The 15,958-nt window shown below is 43.8% G+C and carries 32 protein-coding genes and 1 tRNA gene; 4 read left to right on the forward strand and 29 right to left on the reverse strand.

The features are described from left to right. Nucleotides 1-24: 24 nt before the first annotated feature. Both HUK38_RS04465 and HUK38_RS04470 read left to right on the forward strand, forming a co-directional pair. On the forward strand, nucleotides 25-846 hold the full coding sequence (locus HUK38_RS04465) for a cytochrome C assembly family protein (RefSeq protein WP_182582883.1): 822 nt from the start codon (nucleotides 25-27) through the stop codon (nucleotides 844-846). 46 nt (nucleotides 847-892) lie between these two features. Further along, a tRNA-Thr gene (locus HUK38_RS04470) sits at nucleotides 893-968 on the forward strand. 56 nt (nucleotides 969-1,024) lie between these two features. On the opposite strand, the gene HUK38_RS04475 is transcribed toward HUK38_RS04470, so the two are convergent. From HUK38_RS04475 to HUK38_RS04615, 29 genes are all read right to left on the reverse strand, one after another. Then, nucleotides 1,025-2,077, reverse strand: a complete 1,053-nt coding sequence (locus HUK38_RS04475) for a site-specific integrase (protein WP_182582885.1) — start codon at nucleotides 2,075-2,077, stop codon at nucleotides 1,025-1,027. A 1-nt stretch (nucleotide 2,078) separates the two neighbouring features. Next, on the reverse strand, nucleotides 2,079-2,279 hold the full coding sequence (locus HUK38_RS04480; protein ID WP_182582887.1) for a DUF4224 domain-containing protein: 201 nt from the start codon (nucleotides 2,277-2,279) through the stop codon (nucleotides 2,079-2,081). Between the two features lie 63 nt (nucleotides 2,280-2,342). Beyond that, nucleotides 2,343-3,014 carry a hypothetical protein gene (locus tag HUK38_RS04485; RefSeq protein WP_182582889.1) on the reverse strand — a complete coding sequence of 224 codons (672 nt, stop codon included), beginning with the start codon at nucleotides 3,012-3,014 and terminating at the stop codon, nucleotides 2,343-2,345. Then, nucleotides 3,011-3,778 carry a phosphoadenosine phosphosulfate reductase family protein gene (locus HUK38_RS04490; protein WP_182582891.1) on the reverse strand — a complete coding sequence of 256 codons (768 nt, stop codon included), beginning with the start codon at nucleotides 3,776-3,778 and terminating at the stop codon, nucleotides 3,011-3,013. Before HUK38_RS04490 ends, HUK38_RS04485 begins: the two co-directional genes overlap by 4 nt. Beyond that, on the reverse strand, nucleotides 3,775-4,740 hold the full coding sequence (locus HUK38_RS04495; RefSeq protein ID WP_182582893.1) for a hypothetical protein: 966 nt from the start codon (nucleotides 4,738-4,740) through the stop codon (nucleotides 3,775-3,777). Before HUK38_RS04495 ends, HUK38_RS04490 begins: the two co-directional genes overlap by 4 nt. Continuing rightward, nucleotides 4,737-5,207 (reverse strand): hypothetical protein, encoded by a 471-nt coding sequence (locus tag HUK38_RS04500; protein ID WP_182582895.1) that lies wholly within the window; start codon nucleotides 5,205-5,207, stop codon nucleotides 4,737-4,739. The genes HUK38_RS04495 and HUK38_RS04500 overlap by 4 nt, the downstream gene beginning before the upstream one ends. Continuing rightward, the gene (locus HUK38_RS04505; protein ID WP_182582897.1) at nucleotides 5,191-6,024 is read right to left on the reverse strand and encodes a hypothetical protein; all 834 of its coding nucleotides are present in this window, start codon (nucleotides 6,022-6,024) and stop codon (nucleotides 5,191-5,193) included. The genes HUK38_RS04500 and HUK38_RS04505 overlap by 17 nt, the downstream gene beginning before the upstream one ends. 9 nt (nucleotides 6,025-6,033) lie before the next feature. After that, the gene (locus HUK38_RS04510) at nucleotides 6,034-6,540 is read right to left on the reverse strand and encodes a hypothetical protein (RefSeq protein ID WP_182582899.1); all 507 of its coding nucleotides are present in this window, start codon (nucleotides 6,538-6,540) and stop codon (nucleotides 6,034-6,036) included. A 213-nt stretch (nucleotides 6,541-6,753) separates the two neighbouring features. Next, complete coding sequence (locus HUK38_RS04515; protein ID WP_182582901.1) at nucleotides 6,754-7,029, reverse strand: hypothetical protein; 276 nt, start codon at nucleotides 7,027-7,029, stop codon at nucleotides 6,754-6,756. Nucleotides 7,030-7,101: 72 nt separating this feature from the next. After that, on the reverse strand, nucleotides 7,102-7,500 hold the full coding sequence (locus HUK38_RS04520) for a hypothetical protein (RefSeq protein ID WP_182582903.1): 399 nt from the start codon (nucleotides 7,498-7,500) through the stop codon (nucleotides 7,102-7,104). Further along, complete coding sequence (locus tag HUK38_RS04525; protein WP_182582905.1) at nucleotides 7,501-7,716, reverse strand: hypothetical protein; 216 nt, start codon at nucleotides 7,714-7,716, stop codon at nucleotides 7,501-7,503. Further along, complete coding sequence (locus HUK38_RS04530) at nucleotides 7,685-7,918, reverse strand: hypothetical protein (RefSeq protein WP_182582907.1); 234 nt, start codon at nucleotides 7,916-7,918, stop codon at nucleotides 7,685-7,687. Before HUK38_RS04530 ends, HUK38_RS04525 begins: the two co-directional genes overlap by 32 nt. Beyond that, nucleotides 7,911-8,393: a hypothetical protein gene (locus tag HUK38_RS04535; protein WP_182582909.1), complete on the reverse strand. Its 483-nt coding sequence runs from the start codon at nucleotides 8,391-8,393 to the stop codon at nucleotides 7,911-7,913. Before HUK38_RS04535 ends, HUK38_RS04530 begins: the two co-directional genes overlap by 8 nt. A 198-nt stretch (nucleotides 8,394-8,591) precedes the next feature. Beyond that, nucleotides 8,592-8,759: a hypothetical protein gene (locus HUK38_RS04540; RefSeq protein ID WP_182582911.1), complete on the reverse strand. Its 168-nt coding sequence runs from the start codon at nucleotides 8,757-8,759 to the stop codon at nucleotides 8,592-8,594. 66 nt (nucleotides 8,760-8,825) lie between these two features. Further along, nucleotides 8,826-9,110 (reverse strand): hypothetical protein, encoded by a 285-nt coding sequence (locus HUK38_RS04545; protein ID WP_182582913.1) that lies wholly within the window; start codon nucleotides 9,108-9,110, stop codon nucleotides 8,826-8,828. Next, the gene (locus tag HUK38_RS04550) at nucleotides 9,101-9,907 is read right to left on the reverse strand and encodes a PD-(D/E)XK nuclease-like domain-containing protein (RefSeq protein WP_182582915.1); all 807 of its coding nucleotides are present in this window, start codon (nucleotides 9,905-9,907) and stop codon (nucleotides 9,101-9,103) included. The genes HUK38_RS04545 and HUK38_RS04550 overlap by 10 nt, the downstream gene beginning before the upstream one ends. Before the next feature lie 31 nt (nucleotides 9,908-9,938). After that, a complete protein-coding gene (locus HUK38_RS04555; protein ID WP_182582917.1) occupies nucleotides 9,939-10,166 on the reverse strand; it encodes a hypothetical protein in 228 nt (75 codons plus the stop codon). Then, nucleotides 10,163-10,357, reverse strand: a complete 195-nt coding sequence (locus HUK38_RS04560) for a hypothetical protein (protein WP_182582919.1) — start codon at nucleotides 10,355-10,357, stop codon at nucleotides 10,163-10,165. The genes HUK38_RS04555 and HUK38_RS04560 overlap by 4 nt, the downstream gene beginning before the upstream one ends. Further along, entirely contained in the window at nucleotides 10,350-11,231 is an 882-nt protein-coding gene (locus tag HUK38_RS04565; protein WP_182582920.1) for an ATP-binding protein, read from the reverse strand. The genes HUK38_RS04560 and HUK38_RS04565 overlap by 8 nt, the downstream gene beginning before the upstream one ends. A 167-nt stretch (nucleotides 11,232-11,398) precedes the next feature. Beyond that, complete coding sequence (locus tag HUK38_RS04570; RefSeq protein WP_182582922.1) at nucleotides 11,399-11,596, reverse strand: hypothetical protein; 198 nt, start codon at nucleotides 11,594-11,596, stop codon at nucleotides 11,399-11,401. 8 nt (nucleotides 11,597-11,604) lie between these two features. After that, nucleotides 11,605-11,766 carry a hypothetical protein gene (locus tag HUK38_RS04575; RefSeq protein WP_182582925.1) on the reverse strand — a complete coding sequence of 54 codons (162 nt, stop codon included), beginning with the start codon at nucleotides 11,764-11,766 and terminating at the stop codon, nucleotides 11,605-11,607. 54 nt (nucleotides 11,767-11,820) lie between these two features. After that, nucleotides 11,821-12,075, reverse strand: a complete 255-nt coding sequence (locus HUK38_RS04580) for a hypothetical protein (RefSeq protein WP_182582927.1) — start codon at nucleotides 12,073-12,075, stop codon at nucleotides 11,821-11,823. Further along, a complete protein-coding gene (locus HUK38_RS04585) occupies nucleotides 12,075-12,323 on the reverse strand; it encodes a hypothetical protein (RefSeq protein WP_182582929.1) in 249 nt (82 codons plus the stop codon). Before HUK38_RS04585 ends, HUK38_RS04580 begins: the two co-directional genes overlap by 1 nt. A gap of 12 nt (nucleotides 12,324-12,335) precedes the next feature. Continuing rightward, nucleotides 12,336-12,554, reverse strand: a complete 219-nt coding sequence (locus HUK38_RS04590) for a hypothetical protein (protein ID WP_182582931.1) — start codon at nucleotides 12,552-12,554, stop codon at nucleotides 12,336-12,338. A gap of 111 nt (nucleotides 12,555-12,665) precedes the next feature. Beyond that, complete coding sequence (locus HUK38_RS04595) at nucleotides 12,666-13,253, reverse strand: hypothetical protein (protein WP_182582933.1); 588 nt, start codon at nucleotides 13,251-13,253, stop codon at nucleotides 12,666-12,668. Nucleotides 13,254-13,371: 118 nt separating this feature from the next. Next, on the reverse strand, nucleotides 13,372-14,187 hold the full coding sequence (locus tag HUK38_RS14885; RefSeq protein ID WP_202985511.1) for a DUF4326 domain-containing protein: 816 nt from the start codon (nucleotides 14,185-14,187) through the stop codon (nucleotides 13,372-13,374). A 200-nt stretch (nucleotides 14,188-14,387) separates the two neighbouring features. After that, complete coding sequence (locus HUK38_RS04605; protein ID WP_182582935.1) at nucleotides 14,388-14,594, reverse strand: hypothetical protein; 207 nt, start codon at nucleotides 14,592-14,594, stop codon at nucleotides 14,388-14,390. A 78-nt stretch (nucleotides 14,595-14,672) separates the two neighbouring features. Continuing rightward, complete coding sequence (locus HUK38_RS04610) at nucleotides 14,673-14,915, reverse strand: hypothetical protein (RefSeq protein WP_182582937.1); 243 nt, start codon at nucleotides 14,913-14,915, stop codon at nucleotides 14,673-14,675. Nucleotides 14,916-15,085: 170 nt separating this feature from the next. After that, nucleotides 15,086-15,514, reverse strand: a complete 429-nt coding sequence (locus HUK38_RS04615; RefSeq protein WP_182582939.1) for a helix-turn-helix domain-containing protein — start codon at nucleotides 15,512-15,514, stop codon at nucleotides 15,086-15,088. Between the two features lie 14 nt (nucleotides 15,515-15,528). Here HUK38_RS04615 and HUK38_RS04620 point away from each other — a divergent pair, with 14 nt between their 5' ends. After that, the gene (locus HUK38_RS04620; protein WP_182582941.1) at nucleotides 15,529-15,750 is read left to right on the forward strand and encodes a transcriptional regulator; all 222 of its coding nucleotides are present in this window, start codon (nucleotides 15,529-15,531) and stop codon (nucleotides 15,748-15,750) included. Next, entirely contained in the window at nucleotides 15,743-15,934 is a 192-nt protein-coding gene (locus tag HUK38_RS04625; protein ID WP_182582943.1) for a hypothetical protein, read from the forward strand. The genes HUK38_RS04620 and HUK38_RS04625 overlap by 8 nt, the downstream gene beginning before the upstream one ends. The last annotated feature ends 24 nt before the right edge of the window (nucleotides 15,935-15,958 follow it).

Here is a 15,958-nt window from a genome sequence, read left to right on the forward strand (position 1 = left end):
CATTACCTTGCGATCATTGCCACCATGAAACAAACCATCGCTCTCATTAGCGTTCTCCTTTATCTTGGTAGTGCCGCGTTAATTACTTACCGGTTATTTTGGCGTGATAAAGCACCTAATATCCCGCCGCGGTGGTTGGCATTAGGATTGGCGTTTGCCGGGTTATTGCTGCATACATGGTTATTATCACAGGCGATCTTCTCTCATGGCGGTTTGAATCTCGCATTTTTTAATGCGTTGTCATTAGCATCTTGGACAATTGTTGCGTCGTTATTAGTGCCAAGTGTGAATAAACCGGTGGAAAATCTTGGGATAATCTTATTACCAATTGCCGCCCTGACTATTGCATTAGATGCGCTGTATCCCAATTTGAGTTTCATGGGCGCTGATGCCAGTTGGATGTTGAAATTACATGTTTTATTATCCATGCTGGCGTATAGCTTATTGACACTAGCGAGTGTGCAAGCTATCTTATTAGCAGTGCAGGATCATTACTTGCGGCGGCGGTTGCACGGGAGTTTTATTCGGACATTACCGCCGTTGATGACAATGGAAGCATTGTTATTTGAAATGATTACCGTTGGTTTTGTGTTGCTGACATTAGCCCTATTGAGTGGGATTGCATTTCTTGATAATATGTTTGCGCAACATCTTGTCCACAAAACGGTGCTGTCGGTCGTGGCTTGGCTGACCTTTGGTGGGTTATTGGTGGGACGGCAATTGTGGGGCTGGCGTGGACGCAAAGCGATTGTGTGGACGCTCAGTGGGTTTGCATTATTGATTTTTGCGTATTTTGGCAGTAAATTGGTGTTAGAATTGATCTTGCACCGAGCGCCTGTGTATTGAGTTGTTTTGCAGCGGAATTGGTTTTTTAGTCACAGTTTTATTGATTGCCGATGTAGCTCAGTTGGTAGAGCAACTGATTCGTAATCAGTAGGTCGGCGGTTCAAATCCGCCCATCGGCTCCACAAATTCAAGGACTTAGATTCACAGGCAATCAGGCTTGTGAAAACGCTTGTGAAAACTATCGCGTTGCTGGGGCAGTCGCCGGTAACACATCGTAAACACGCAACATGGCAGCAGACCGATGCCCGCTTGCAGCCAGTTTGTCACCATCAGCATCAGATACACCCTTACGTTTCAAGTCGTGTAGCGTAAATCGCACATGTCCCGCAATTGCCCATTCCACCATCATTCTTTGCCATGCAGTCTGAATTGTTGATTCAGACATACGGCCATTCGTTGGCGACGGTATCACATACACGCAGTCACTACCGCTATGCAACGCGAGTGCCAACTCGACCGCCGCCCGCAAGCGCGGTGTCCACTGGGTGAGTGCATCTTTTGAACCCTTCCTTCTAGCAGCAAATAGCCCGTCGTCACGAATTGATTCCCGCCGCATGTCACAGACTTCTGAGACACGCAATCGGCATAAATAAGCCAATTCAGCAACAGGGATTAAATACGAATAGCGGGCGCCCGCGTGAATTAAAAACGCTTCGTATTCATCATCACTCACATACCGCTGTCGCGGCGATTCTTTTAATGTTTTCACTCCGCGAGCTGGATTCGTTTTCATTAAATCACGTTCAAATGCCCACGCAAATAAACGCCGCAAATAACGCAATTCGTGATTAGCACGGCTACGCGACACAATCGCACGAGCGTCGGTGTATTTTCGTATCACGCCCGGCGTCCATTCTGTCAGTTTTGTATCGCCCACCAATTGACCGCGCTTGTTTTCTACCGCGCAAATGCTTTTTGCACAGTAGTCATAATCCGCCTTCGTTTTAACAGCCAATTCCGCGTATTCCCGCGACGCGGTGAATTGCGTGGTTAATAGCCGAATGGTTAAAACAGGTGGCGCATGAGCAATCGCTTCATAGGCGTTCCATATCTCACGCAATGTCGCGTCAGGAGGTGCAATACGCCGCGTAATGAGTTTTTTATTATCATCATCATAATAGCGATACACCCAGCGCCCGCGACCTTGTGGTGAATAATAAACGTAGTCAGGCAATGCGTCGGGTTTAATGCCGTTGGGCAATTTCACGGCTTGATTGCGCGGACGTGGCATCTCAAAACTCCATGCTGCCAGCGGGTGAATCTAGCGTATCACGAACGATGCCCAACGCGGCGTTGAGTGCGTCCAGCGTAGTCCATATCCCAGCGCGGCTGTGAAAATAGCGTATGCCGTTTTTTTCGCACCAGCGGGCGATGTCAGATGGGCGTTTTAATCCAGTTAATTCAGATAATTTGTCATGTGTAATGATGTTCATTGATGTTCTCAGACATTAAAAAACCCGCCGAAGCGGGTTGGTTGTTGTGTTAAGTTAGATTATTTATTGATGGTTTGCATTATTTAATGGCATTACGCAATCAACACAATTCTCGATCAATCGAGATGGTGGTCGAATCCCCCATGTCATTCTGTCGCCGACAATGCCATGTTGTTGCGCGTATTGAATTGGTAACGGGCGATAATACCGCGCTAATTGTTCATCTCCGTTATCATACGTCCATTCTCTCACTCGCCCAAATCCTGCACCATACTTTGCACCGACATGATGTGCTTGTCTTAATAGCGATTGGATAGCGTTTAATTCGCCAATTACATGCCATGTCACTTTATCAGTCACAATGTGATTGATCGCCATTCTTGCGTTTTTGAAAGCACCGCTTTGCACTTGCACTTTTTTCATTGCGTCAGGCAACATTTTTTCTGCCTGCACTTGATCGAAACGTCGGTGTAAATACCGACGCGCAGAACCATGTGTTTTATAGATCGGAAAAGATGCCGCGTACCACCATATACTATCATGCTCTATATGCTCCAATGGCAAATCATCAACCGGTTGCATAGCATGGTTTAATCCCTGTTGAATATTAAACTGGTCAGCGCCATACCGCTGTTGAATATGCCAATAACCGAGTATTCCATCTATTGCTGGTGACCATTGATCGGATGATGCAAATCCTGAGTATAGGTGCGCGGTGATTAGTATTGGCTTCATGTGATTGTTTTCACTATTGGAAATAAGCAACGCAGTTTATGATACGTTTCAAAAAAATTATCTCTCAACCAAGACAATTCAGCATGCAGATGATGATCCGTGCTTATCCACCAAGATAAACGTATTCTGCCTCTGTTTTCTAATCCCAGTAATTCAGCAGAATAAATCGGATGCAATGGCAGATTGTTCACTGCAATATAAGCAAATATGTCCTGCCATTTCCAATGATTCACAGGGCAACATCGCAACATGCCGTCTTTTTTTCGATAGATAGCGCCATGAACAGCACCATCATAAGACCGTCCTCTGCCCTCCTCGCGTCTCAATCCTAATGCTACACCATCAAATCTCCCATTTGAAAAAGAATTAACTGGATCAAATAATGCTAATTTATCTTTTTTAGCAGAGCTTATCTCACCTGACAATTGCTGACGCTTTAATTCAATTACGTCGTATTCTGGTTTAACAATATGCAATTGTTCAATTAGTTTCATGGCAGTTAATTTGTCAAACATCTCATCTGTGCCGGGAAATTCAACACCTGAGTTGTGCCACATAACAGGCAATAGCGTTGGTGATATTGTTTGAATTAAATGCAGCATCACCACGCTATCTTTACCGCCTGACACAGCAATATACGGACGTTCGCACTGTTCTAGCCATTGACTAATAATTATGTGCGATTCATCTATTCTCTTACTGTGTATTGGCAATTGCGCATAAATATAATCTTCTTTTCTATAATCATTCCATAATATAGTCATACCGTTCCTATTAACCCACGCAAATCATTCGCCTTTGATTCCAGCATAGCGTCATAGATACCACGCACATGCTGGTCATAACTTTCTTTCGCACCTTCGGCTTGTGACGCTAATAAACAATTGCCGTCACCATTCACGCGCACGAAATCACATTTTTCGCCTGTATCCATATCCAATAATCGGTAATCTAATGTGACTTTGCCGTGACCTTTATTCGCTTGACCACCAAGATGTGGGCTACGCGACCACGAATGTAATGCTGATACGAATGCGCCCAGTTCAATTTGACTGACATCAATCAAATCAATCTCATTATACAGCCGCGACCCGGGCGCTAATAACTCGCAAGTGACGCGCATTTGTGTTGCAACCTCACCGTCGTTTTTAGTTTTCTTTTTGCCAGTCAATTGCTTTAATTCATCTGGTGAAGGCAAAAACTGTTGCAATTCCTCACGTTTGGCGTCGTCCGTGCGCGTGAATGATTTATCAAATGTCATGTCAGCATAAGAGATTTTTTGCGCTTCAATATGCCACTGCTCAGGTAATACTGGACAGGCTTCACGACAGAGAGGATAGCTGTTCGACACGCGCAATTTGCCAGACATAATCTGATTGCCAACGCCTCCACCAAACAGGCTTAACATTGGAATCGCGGCACGAATACGCCGCGATTGCTCTATGTCTATTGATGATTCACCACCAATGCGCCCACCAGTATAGAACAGGTGAAACAAATCTAATGGTAACTTTGGATTATCTAGTTTATTTAGCATGTAAGTGGCTGCATGATCGCGCAACGCACCACGCCACGCATTACCGTTGTAACTAAATATTTCTATCAATTCGCCGTCGGTCTGAATAATTGGCTCTTCTACCAAATAAGAGTTGGTGCTAATGGATTCGCTAATGTGGCTCAGTGGCGAGCGTAACGTAAATAAGCCTTGTAAACGGTAGTAACTCATAATGATTCCTCAACAAATGTTTCGTCTTGTAACTTGCTTTCAATCGGTTTTTCAACTTCTAATCGTTGACGCACCAATAAAACAATGAGTGTTGTTTCACGGTAAAGTTTGCGCAATACCAATGTCTCATTGCTTGCTGCAATAATGCCGGTCAAAAACTCACGACTGTTTGCCGATTGAATGTAGTTAGTATGACCTTCACTATCAATAATCGGCAATAAACCTTTAATCCCTGTTTCCATCCATTTCGGATGCAAGGTGCCACACAATAGACGTGGTTTTAATGATTCCAAGAATTGCGCTATATTTTTAGCGCGCTTTGCGCTTGCTTTTACAAAGCGTTCAATGCGTTCCCACATGTCAGGCGACACTTTGAATCGCCGCACATCACGCGAGCGATAGACTGCATAAACCAATAATGCCGCTGTCGCTTCGTGGTCATCGTCTGTATCAAATGAATAAATCATATTGATTTCCTGTTGGTTTTATTACTATTGGTGGTGATGGTAGTTGATTGATGACCGTCTGTAGTTCAGAACGAGTTGCGCAAAAATGCACAACTGATAATAAATTAGGCACAGTGTTGCGGTATGGCTTAATAGCGTTTTCCATTTCGCGCCATGCCGTTAATCCCACTTTTAACAACTGTCCTTTGTGATAATCACCCGTTAAAATTGAATCTTTACTAAATCCAGCATTATACAGCAATTCAAATGCCGTTAAACAATCAATAAACTGCTGTCGCTGAATAAATATTCTGGTAGTTTCATATTGCACCCAATATGATTCGCGTGAATAGCTGATTCTCCCTTTGAATAAAATTTGTTTTTTACCGCTGACTGCCATTATCAGTAAAAATGGTGGTAGTGGTGGATCGCTTAATACGTCACGCCAGCGGGCGCGAGTTGGTGTTTCGTGATAATCAGGTAATGAAAATACATGTGAAAAATATAGCCAGTTACATGCACGAACCATTTTTCCTTCCTTTTCAGGAAAATGCGTCCATAATCCACGCTCAGGATGAGAATTAACGTACTGTACCCAGCCAACGCTACTCGCAGTTGCAGCACACGCTTGACATAGCGTATTTGAATCAAGACGTGCCGCGCTATTGCAATCTGTAAAGTTGTTTGATAGTGCGTCTTTTAATTGCCATCCAACACCGTTGGTTTCGCCGCCGCATAACCAACAATGTGAATCCTTACCGACTCGCGGCGGCGGGTAATTACCGCAATTACAGCACTTCCATGCAAATTGCGCGGCACTGTTTATGTGTTTAATCATTAATACACCTTATTTGCATTCATACATTAAAAAACCCGCTTGCGCGGGTTGGTTGGTTGGCAACACGACTGGTAAATCAGATCGCCATAAATCAGTATCAGGGTCAAGGTTTAACGTATCCGTGCAAATCACTCTTATTGCGCCCACTACGCCCGTCTCTTCAAATAAAACCTGTGCCAAGTTATTCGCCGCTATTTGCGCGGCAGTCGGGTCAATTTCAATCATCACGCAATTAGCAGACATCTTTAATTTACGCTCGGGCGGCAGGTCAACTAATTGCAACAGCCGCGCTGTGTAAATACCTGTGCCACCGCATGGATCAAGCCATTCCACATCATCATCAGGCTCGCGGCCGAATTGCGTTTTTAATTGCTCCAGTGCAGAGCGTATTTGAAAATCCACCACTTCAACCGGTGTGACTACCACGCCATCTCTGTCTTTGCGTTTTGATTCAACGCCATTTTGATAATCCAGCGCTATTTGACACTGCCGAGACGCTCTTGCATCGCGTTCCATTGTTGAATTGCCCTATTTTTTGTCTCAGTATTGACGCGGTAATTGATGTTAATTGTATTAAAAAGCGCCGCACCACCCGCTATCCCGCATTCTTGGCAGCAGACGCGCATTCCCGCATTATTAATGTCAGACTGATTATTAACAAGTGGTATGTATGTTTGAATGTACGGCCACTTTTGACTGCCGCAAAACCGACATTTCATTAAAGTTGATTCAATCATCTGCGATTTTCCAATTACATTGCGCACACACGTTACGCGCCGTTTCAAAATCGGGAACAGCGCAGAGCCAATAGCCTTCACCGCTATCAAAATTAGCGTCTGCTACTTCAATTGCTACCGCGTATTCCTGACCTTCAATGTCAACATTAGGATTTAGAATGATGCGCACCAACAAATCGTCAGTATTCACAAATTCACTGTATTCTGAAAACTCATAAGAGTCGAGTTCAAAAAATGCTTTTCCCAGCAGGTATTCTCTATCAATCATGTATATTTCCTAATAAAAAAACCCGCCGAAGCGGGTCTGATTTGAGTACTAAACGGATTTAATGCGTATTAACTAATCTGCTTTACCCAACAACTCAGCCGCCTGCTTTATGACTGCTGCATATCGCGGCATTTTAGGTTCAATAAAAATCACGCCGGCTAATAGCGCGGCAGATAAATCCACATTCACGCAAGCGCAGGTTAATGATTCACCTTCACGCCTAATCTCAGCCACCAAATCCACTGGTTGTGGGCACACCACCTGCTCTATTTTCTCAAGATAATACAGGTTTTGATTATTTTGCGCTTTTTCTGCCATCACTATACCGTCCTTTTTTAAGTCATACAGCAGGCGGCTTAATTGATCCATGCTGTAAAACTCTTTCGCGCCACAATCATAGATTTCCCGCGCTGTGAGCGGCGTAACTGATTGTCTTAATACCGTGTAAACCACATCTTCAACCGTATTCATTTAATTACCCTTTGCTGAATGTTTTGCCAATTCCACGCCGTCTTTGAATCCATCGTCAAAGCCATGTTTGAACCCATGTTCAAACGCGGTTATGTAATGGAATTGCGAGACCGATTCGACGTATTGCCAGTGGGCGAGTGCTAATTGCTTTGCTCTATTCTCCGCATCAATTTTCATATCAGTTTCATGCCACATTTGCTCGGGCGTTTTTGCCATAATTCACCTCCCAATAATTCACTGCATCGCAAAAATGATCGAAGCGGTATTCCGTCAAGAATGCCGCATCTTGCCGCTCCAATGGCGGGTCATGTCGCCACCTGCCAGTCATTCTTGATAATGAATACTGGTCTTTTTTTATTGCAAACCGTTCAATCCCGTATTTGTCTGTGATGCAATAGACTTTGATGCCGTCACTCATAACTAATACCCATGCAACTGTTTAATTCGTGGCATTTCCCGCGATAGATACAGTCAGCTACCATTCGTTCAGCAAGCGCATAATCAATTTTCGCTATCTCATTTTTGACTGTTTTCCAAACATGTCTTGTTTCATCTGCTGACTTTTTACAGAGCCGCTTTCTACTCATGTTAACTAATTCCTGTGCATTGATTAACATGGCATGGTTAATTGGCGTATTGCGGTCAGCCAACTGGTCACGTTTTGATTGCACGAAATGAGTAACGCCGACGTTATGCCGCACTAAATGCACGGATACGAATGTCGGGATTTGATGCATCTCAATCCAAAATAGTTGCGTCCGCATCGGTGAATGTTCACACTGATACATGCGATCTAACGTCATCTTTGATGGCTCTGCATTCGGATCACGAGTGAAGTCACACGCAGTCCGCATAAGCACTTCATCTGTCAGTTTAATAGCTGTAACGCGCATATTCATCACTCCATCATCATGTCAGCAATAATCAAAAACAACCCCGCAATGGGATAATAGATACTAATAATCGTTTCAACTGTCATCATAGCCACCACTCATCTTGTGATTCAATCTCTATTTGCCGTGCTTTATACGCACTATAGCCGTACAGCGCGATAACAACCGCTGGAATTATTAACAATAAATACCACCACATCATGGTAATAATTCCTCTTCCCAGTCAGCGTTTTTATGCTTCAGTGCGTATTGAATTGACGCAACCGTTTCGCGCAAATAAAAGTGATGTTCAATGCGATTAGCGGCGACGGTCAGTGCCACCAGCATTGCAATAAACGCGGTCAGATAGATCATTAGTTCGATCATTATTCCCTCCAAAAAAACCCGCGGGTGAGGCGGGTTGGTAGAATCAAAATCAATCGCAATCAAACATCAGTTAACCCCAAGTTCAAACGCCCGCGCACGAATTGCATGAACTGATCGTTCGAGTTTTGCCGAAATAATCCGAACTGGCATAACGTCATAGACCTCTTTAATAAAGTCATCTTCGTACTGTTCAAAATCACCGCCAACGGTAATACCCAATACGAACAGTTTGTTTTTCACCGAATTTTCTGACCTATCTAGGTATGTACAAATATCTGCCATTGATGTTTTCCCGTACATCTCAAGCAAGAATTTTTCTTCTGTTTTTGACCATTTCTTTTTTAACACCATGGCGGCAAACTCAATGGTTGTATTTCCATCGGATATGATGGAAAGTCTTTTGTTTTCATGCAATGTTTTAATTTCCGCATCGCGGTTTTGTACCGCTCGCGGCCGCGTTCTATTGCATCGTCATCTAATTGATACAGTGCCACGCCATACGGCGGCTCAGTTTCTGTGACAATGTGAATAAATGCGCGATCACCTAAACCACAGGCTTTTAATGCGTCTAAATAAAACGCGGCTTGCATGTGATATTTATATTTGGCGGCTGACTTTGCAAATGATGCGGCACTGGCATCATTCGCGGTTTTCAAATCAACGATCACGTCTAGGTTGTTGCACAGCCAGTCGGGACGCGCTTTACAGCGCAAGCCGGTATCATCATCAGTCCAAGTCAGGGTGACTTCAGATTCACCAGAGTTTAATAGTATTTGCGCATATGTATTTTTATTAAGTTCAGTGCGTATATCACTCACTATCTCATGTTGTGCTTGCGTCACCACTAATGAATCTGGCAGCAAACTGTCATTAAACGCGCTAAACAATGCTTTACCTTCTTTAGTGCGTTTATCAATTGCAGGCGCTACCACAACGCGACGGTTGTATTCAGGCAATTCTAATACCGCCAAATGTATTAGTGTCCCTAGTTGTTTTGCAGGTGTTGATTCGTTCGGGTGTGTTTTGCCGTACATGTAATGCGCTGGACTACGCTCAAACAACATTAAACTGTGAACGTTGACTGCGTCTATTGCGCGGTAATCATTCATAACGAATAAACACTCGCGGTAATGACGCGATAATTGCATGGCGGGCGTTTAGCAGTCACTGCACGTTTCATTACACACCTCGTTCAGCAACCGCGTAGCATTCACAATTGAGTTGCGCCATGACGCTAGAGATTAGCGTTAATTTTGTGTGCGGCGGCGCTATTAATCGCGTAATAAAACCGCGATTCGTATCTGTTATGCTTTCGGCATAAATACCGAATAGCGCTAATAATCGGGTGATTTTTTCGCGGGTCACACCATCGGTATTTGGGCGAATGTCCAATACAATTTGTTTCATGCTGTGCGCTCCCATTTGAAATTGCTAATATTGTTAGCGCCGCCAAGATGACGTGCGGCTTCCGATAAACTATCTAGTGCGTCACAGATCGATTGATACAACACGTTGTCACTACGCTCTTTATGCGCTTTTAATAGCGCGTCTAATGCGTAAATCGCGCTCATGTATTGCCAGTAATAGGTGTTATTCATTATTCATCTCCGCGATGCGTTGTTTGCAAATTGCCGATAAATTGACCTGTTCGTTAGTAGTGAGCGATCTAATCTTTGCGCTGTTGTGCGCCCACCACTCGCGCAATTGATCTTCGGTATTGATCGTGCTTGCCTCTGTTTGTAATTCTTCTAATGCCGTTTTTAACTCTTCTGATACGCTTGCGGCTGGTTGCGCACCACTTTCTAGCCAATTCCGCAATAAAAAACCCGTCTCTACGGACGGGACAAAATGCTGCCCGTCAAAGATGCCCGTGCGATCTTTTGACGCGGTTGCTAAATGCTGTTCAATTGCCAAGTCGAATACAGTGGTGAATTCGTATTCCATGCCATCTCTTTGAATCGGCGCTAATCCAATTTTCATTGGTTTTTTCTTGCCATTTTCATCTGTCATTTCATACGCCGTTTTGGTGCGCATAGTGACAATGACGTGCAACGGTGCGCCGATAATTGCATCCACCATTGAGTTGTGTTTCGGTGTGACATCACGCCACGCGGTGAAGCTATTGCGAGTAGCAGTACTGGCTTTGCTGTGCATGTCTAATACACCACCATCGCCTGTCCATGCGTGGGAAATGGAATCAATAATTAACACTTCATAGCCTGATTTAATTGACGCGTTAATTAAATCAATGTAGCGTTGCGGCGTGTACGGCGGCGTTAATTGCGCAACGTCATAATCAGTGATGTTTGAATATAATTCACCACTGCCGCGCTCAGTATCGACTAATGCAATGCGTCCATTAGGCGTTAATCCCTGTGCAATTAATAATGCGCTATAGGTTTTGCCACTCCCGCTGGGTCCGCATATTGCCAAACGTAGTTTGGATTGTTTTCGTTCTGCTTTACGAAACATCTATACAATCTCCATTCAAATTCAAGCAATAAAAAACCCGACCTAATAAGTCGGGTTGTTTTTACAGTGTCACATGTTTCTGTTAAATAGAATTCACAGAGGCGAAATCATGCCACTGCTGCCGGTGTTATCCGCTCACTTGCCGGCTTGAGCCGCATCCATTGCGTTTAGTAATAAAACCCACCACCAGCAGCTGGTGAATAGACGTATTCGTTGTCGTCAGGTTCGATAAAATCTTCTTCTTCTTCTTTCTCACTTTCGAGCATTGCTAACAAACATAAAGCTGTTATCTCTTCATTCGTGAAGAGTCGGTTTTCGCGCTGTGCTGCATTGCCGATGGCGTTGATTGCTGTCAATTTATTCATGCTTGCTCTCAATTAAATAAGTCAAAGTCATCTTTGGCATCAAAGATTTTATTACGCTCAAGCCGTGTCAGAATGGCATCAAGTCTCTGCATTTCGTAATGCAAATAAATCAATCCGCCGGTAAATGATATTAGCAATACTGTCAGATATGCCATTAATGAAATGCTCATTTATTTATCTCCAAATAAAAAAAACCGCGGTTAAACGGTTGGTTTAGCGATATGTCATTTAAGCGTCACACGGTAGATTAAAAGGTCTCGTGAGACGCATTGCAGATTAAAACCAACGATCCCTAAAAGAGTGAGCCAGTCGTGATGTGGAATACCGCAATCTAATTTGCGGCGGATTTCATCATAGGGATATTCCTCTAAAAAGTATTTCAGTCTATTTACTGACAGATAACGATGTCCATCATAAATAATGGGTGTGTCACCATTTACATTAGGATATTTTTCTTTAACATCTTTGACTGTTTTCATTATTTCATTTTTATTGGCTTGTTTTCTAGCTTCGCTATTTGCCGCAAGAGTGAATCAATGCGCTTGCGTTTCATTTCATTTACTTGTTGAATTGCATCCTCCTCTGTGAGTGCGTAGTCACGCTTGAGATAAAAACGCGCAATGCCGTTATTTATTACGGTCAAGATTCCTTTATCGTCGACGCTGTATTCGTGATCTTCTAATTTCACGATGCCCGTTGACAGTGCGTATTTAGTAATGAATATCATTTATTCCTCCGGTTAGTAACTGTGTGCGATGTTTTCCAGCGCATTTACTGCTGACAATGAAGCATAAATCCCGCTATCAAAACCTATTGTTTGATAGGTTTTAATCGATTCAGACAGCCACTCATCTAATACAGGTTTTGGAATCTGCTTAAAAAGATAAAGCAGGTTGTGAATAGCGTAATGTCCGTCAATATGACTGACACCCGCTCCGATTAAATCGCTATGCGTCATAGTGCATTCTCCAGTCATTAAAAAACCCGCCGAAGCGGGTTATTAAGTGCGAAAACGAAACCCACTGGTCAACACCAATTGATGCTGACCGCTGGGAATTAACCAGCGCATTTATAAAAGAAAGCCCGCTGTTTGAGCGGGCTTATGATTGAACACGTCCGGTTGGAGTGCAATTTTAATAGAGATTATTCCTATGATTAACCAGATGTTTCGGTGTTGGTTGTGATTACCAACAAAAAACAGATGCTGGTACAAATCATTATTGAGTTTAAGTGCATCCCATAGCATGTAATGCTTATGGGTTGGATTTTTTCGCAAAAACTCATGTGCGCCCCAATCTCTTAATTGCAGACTATGCTTACCATCATCATCTCTAAACGTAATACGCGGCTTAATTTGCTCTGGTTTTTCTTCCTTAAAAAACGACATCATGTACTCTTCGCCTTGCTTGATATGGTCAAAACAAAACGTGACATCGTCAGGCTTGATAATACCGAGTGAAGCCCGCTTTTGATTTAATGCAGCGATTGATGTTTCTGCTTTACTCGCTAGATAATCGTACTCCTCTTTTTTATTAGCAGTCTCAATAACACTAATTGATTGATCACCATCTAATCGCCATGATTCCATTCTGCTATCATCACGCGGGCGGCGTAAAAACAGTTTTAATCGCGTCCACCGCGGTAGGCGATCAAACATGGTGATCGGATAAACTCGCATGAATGATCTTAATTCACGCGAGTAGCCGGCACTACAAACAACCATGCCGTGTTTTTTTGACTGTTCAGGCACTGTGCGCCCCAACATGACAAAGTCATCAATCACCATGAACGTTAGCCAATTCGGCTAGATGATCGCCGTGACAGCGCAATGGGTGACACCAACACACCAATACTTTGCCTTTTAAGTTGCCGATTTTCTTTAATAGGCTCGGCTTGTATGGCAAGTAATGATTAGCGTAGTTATCACACACCTCGTCGCGTGAACCATCCGCTGGCGTTTCAAATGGGTTGCCCCAATCGCTATTGCGATCAATCTTGACCATCAAACCCGCCTGATCTGCCCATGCAATTAAGGCGTTATCAATCGGCTTGCCGCTGTCGTCATTGCGCATACTGGCAACGACGGTTACGCCTTTTTCTACCAGTTGACGGCGTTCTAATTGCGCTTGCGTCCAACCTTGCGCAAGCCACATCTTGATTTGCTTCACATACTCACGAGTGGCTTGGCGTGTTGGAAGGCGACCGGTATCGGCGAAAATCTTTTCGCACCAATCCAAAACCTTGTCGGCTTCAGCGTTCGGGAGGCTGGCGACTTCGCGGTGATGACTGAACGTCACAACTTCGCGCCGGCGCGAAGTTTGAAATGCCTTACAGACATAAGCTGCATCAGCGCACGTCTGAAATGCCGGTCCATCCCATTCATCTGATTCAACCAGTGCCTTGCGATCACCGTAGCCGTGTTCACCGAATGCCCACCAATCGCCCAGCCACCAATTCATTGCGCCTTCGACTTTGGCGAGTGCAGAACCGGCTTCTTTCCATTCCGATTCAGTCAGGTTAGTTGGTAGCGTCCAGCCTGTTTTAGTCAATTGACCGGCTTGTGGCAGTAATGCCGATATTTCTTTACTCATACTATCTCCAATTATTAGCCAATAAAAAAGCCCGTGTTAGTAGCACGGGCTTTACGGTTTGTCACGTCACATGTTGTGGAATCATTCAATCATGCCGTGACTGCGGCGGTTTCGCACTCACCGCTTGCGTCCATCCGATCAACCATCAAATCAATCTAATAGCCCGCCGTGACGGGCTATAGGATTGGAATTGATTGTAATTACGCGTTTTGGCAATACAGCGTCAGGTAGGACAGCATCCCGTCATAAGTCACTAACGCATCATCTTTGTTAAGAATAATCTGTCCAGATTTAATCACCATGTCGAGCCAAGAATTAAGCTGAATGTCTGACAGATTGAAGTCTATCCTGACATCAGCGACACGATAATAATACTCACCGTTAATTGTTGTTGGTGATAACGTCATTTTTCAATTCCTCTAGTTACTGGTTATTGGTGGCAAACCCACCGGTCAACACCAATTGATGCTGACCGCTGGGGATTGTTAGTTACGCCAGCTAACCGAAAAAACCTTGCGGCGGAATAATTCGTTATGAATTAAACGCTTTGACTGCTTTGACTGCTTACTATTTGCCTGCTCATACAAAATGAGCAGTTTTTTAGTTGGCATCATGTCCATTGGGAATGATGAAAAAAACTCTTTTTCTTTTCTTGCGCGAGCAAGTGTTCCACTTCGGAACAATTTTGCTTGCGCTTTTTTTAATTCAGCCTCGTTGTCAATTCTCATAGGCAAATTTCTCCCTTAGTTTTCGCCGCCGTGCTTTTTAGGGCTTGGCATTGGGCGTGTTTGCTTGTAAAAATAGTCTATGTAAAATAGACTATGTATGCACTCTACTGTAGATAGACTTTCTTGGCAAGCAAAATTTTGCAATCTTGCGAAGCTAAAAAAACGCGACTTTATGGCTTTACAGTGTTGTTTTTGATGTTGTTAAACGAATCTTTGTACGCTTTCACAACATTAGCAAGCTGTTTTCTGTACTCAGGCGGGGTCTCACGAACGCAATATAATATGTCGCGTTCTAGGTCATCAGTAACAAAATATGGGTCTTCAGATGTGAGTTCAGCAACTGTCGTATCCAACACTTTCGCTATCTCTCGAATGGTGTCAAACAAGGGTCTGTTTCGCCCTGTGAACCAGTGACCGACAGTGCTTTTACTCACGCCTAGCGCGGCGGCGATTTGCTCATAGGTAATACCTAGCGCCTTTCGCCGTTCAGTTGCCACTTGATACCAATACTTTTTGCTCATGCCATAAGTATAGGGACTAGCCACAGGTTGCGCGTCTATCGTGGGTAGCAATATCGGTTGCAGATCACGTCTATTCATAATAGACTACTCCTATGGAAATTGCACAAATTATTGATCGTATCGGCGTCGTCGAGCTGTCGAAGCGGCTTGGCTGCACAAAACAATGTGTCAGTCACTGGCGTACAGGGCGAAACCGTATTCCCGCTGAGTACGCAGTGAAAATCGAGGAGGTGTCTCTAGGAATAATAAAGCGTTACGAGTTACGACCTGATTTATGGGAATTAAACATTCAAAAGAGTGCCTCCAATGGATAAAAGAACTTCACACATTGCGTCATGCGTTACGCCCGAGATGGAAATTGCTGTTAAAGCAATTGCGCACTTGGACGGGCTGACTGTCAGCGATTTAATTAACAAGCTGTTAATTCAGCATGTTGAAGAAAAACGTAATGAGTACTTACGTCTTAACAGCGTATTTGGTATTGGTCAAGATTTATGATGTTAAACCATGTTGAATAGGATC

Origin of the sequence: Thiospirillum jenense, assembly GCF_014145225.1 — a bacterium.
Classification (GTDB): Bacteria; Pseudomonadota; Gammaproteobacteria; order Chromatiales; family Chromatiaceae; genus Thiospirillum; species Thiospirillum jenense.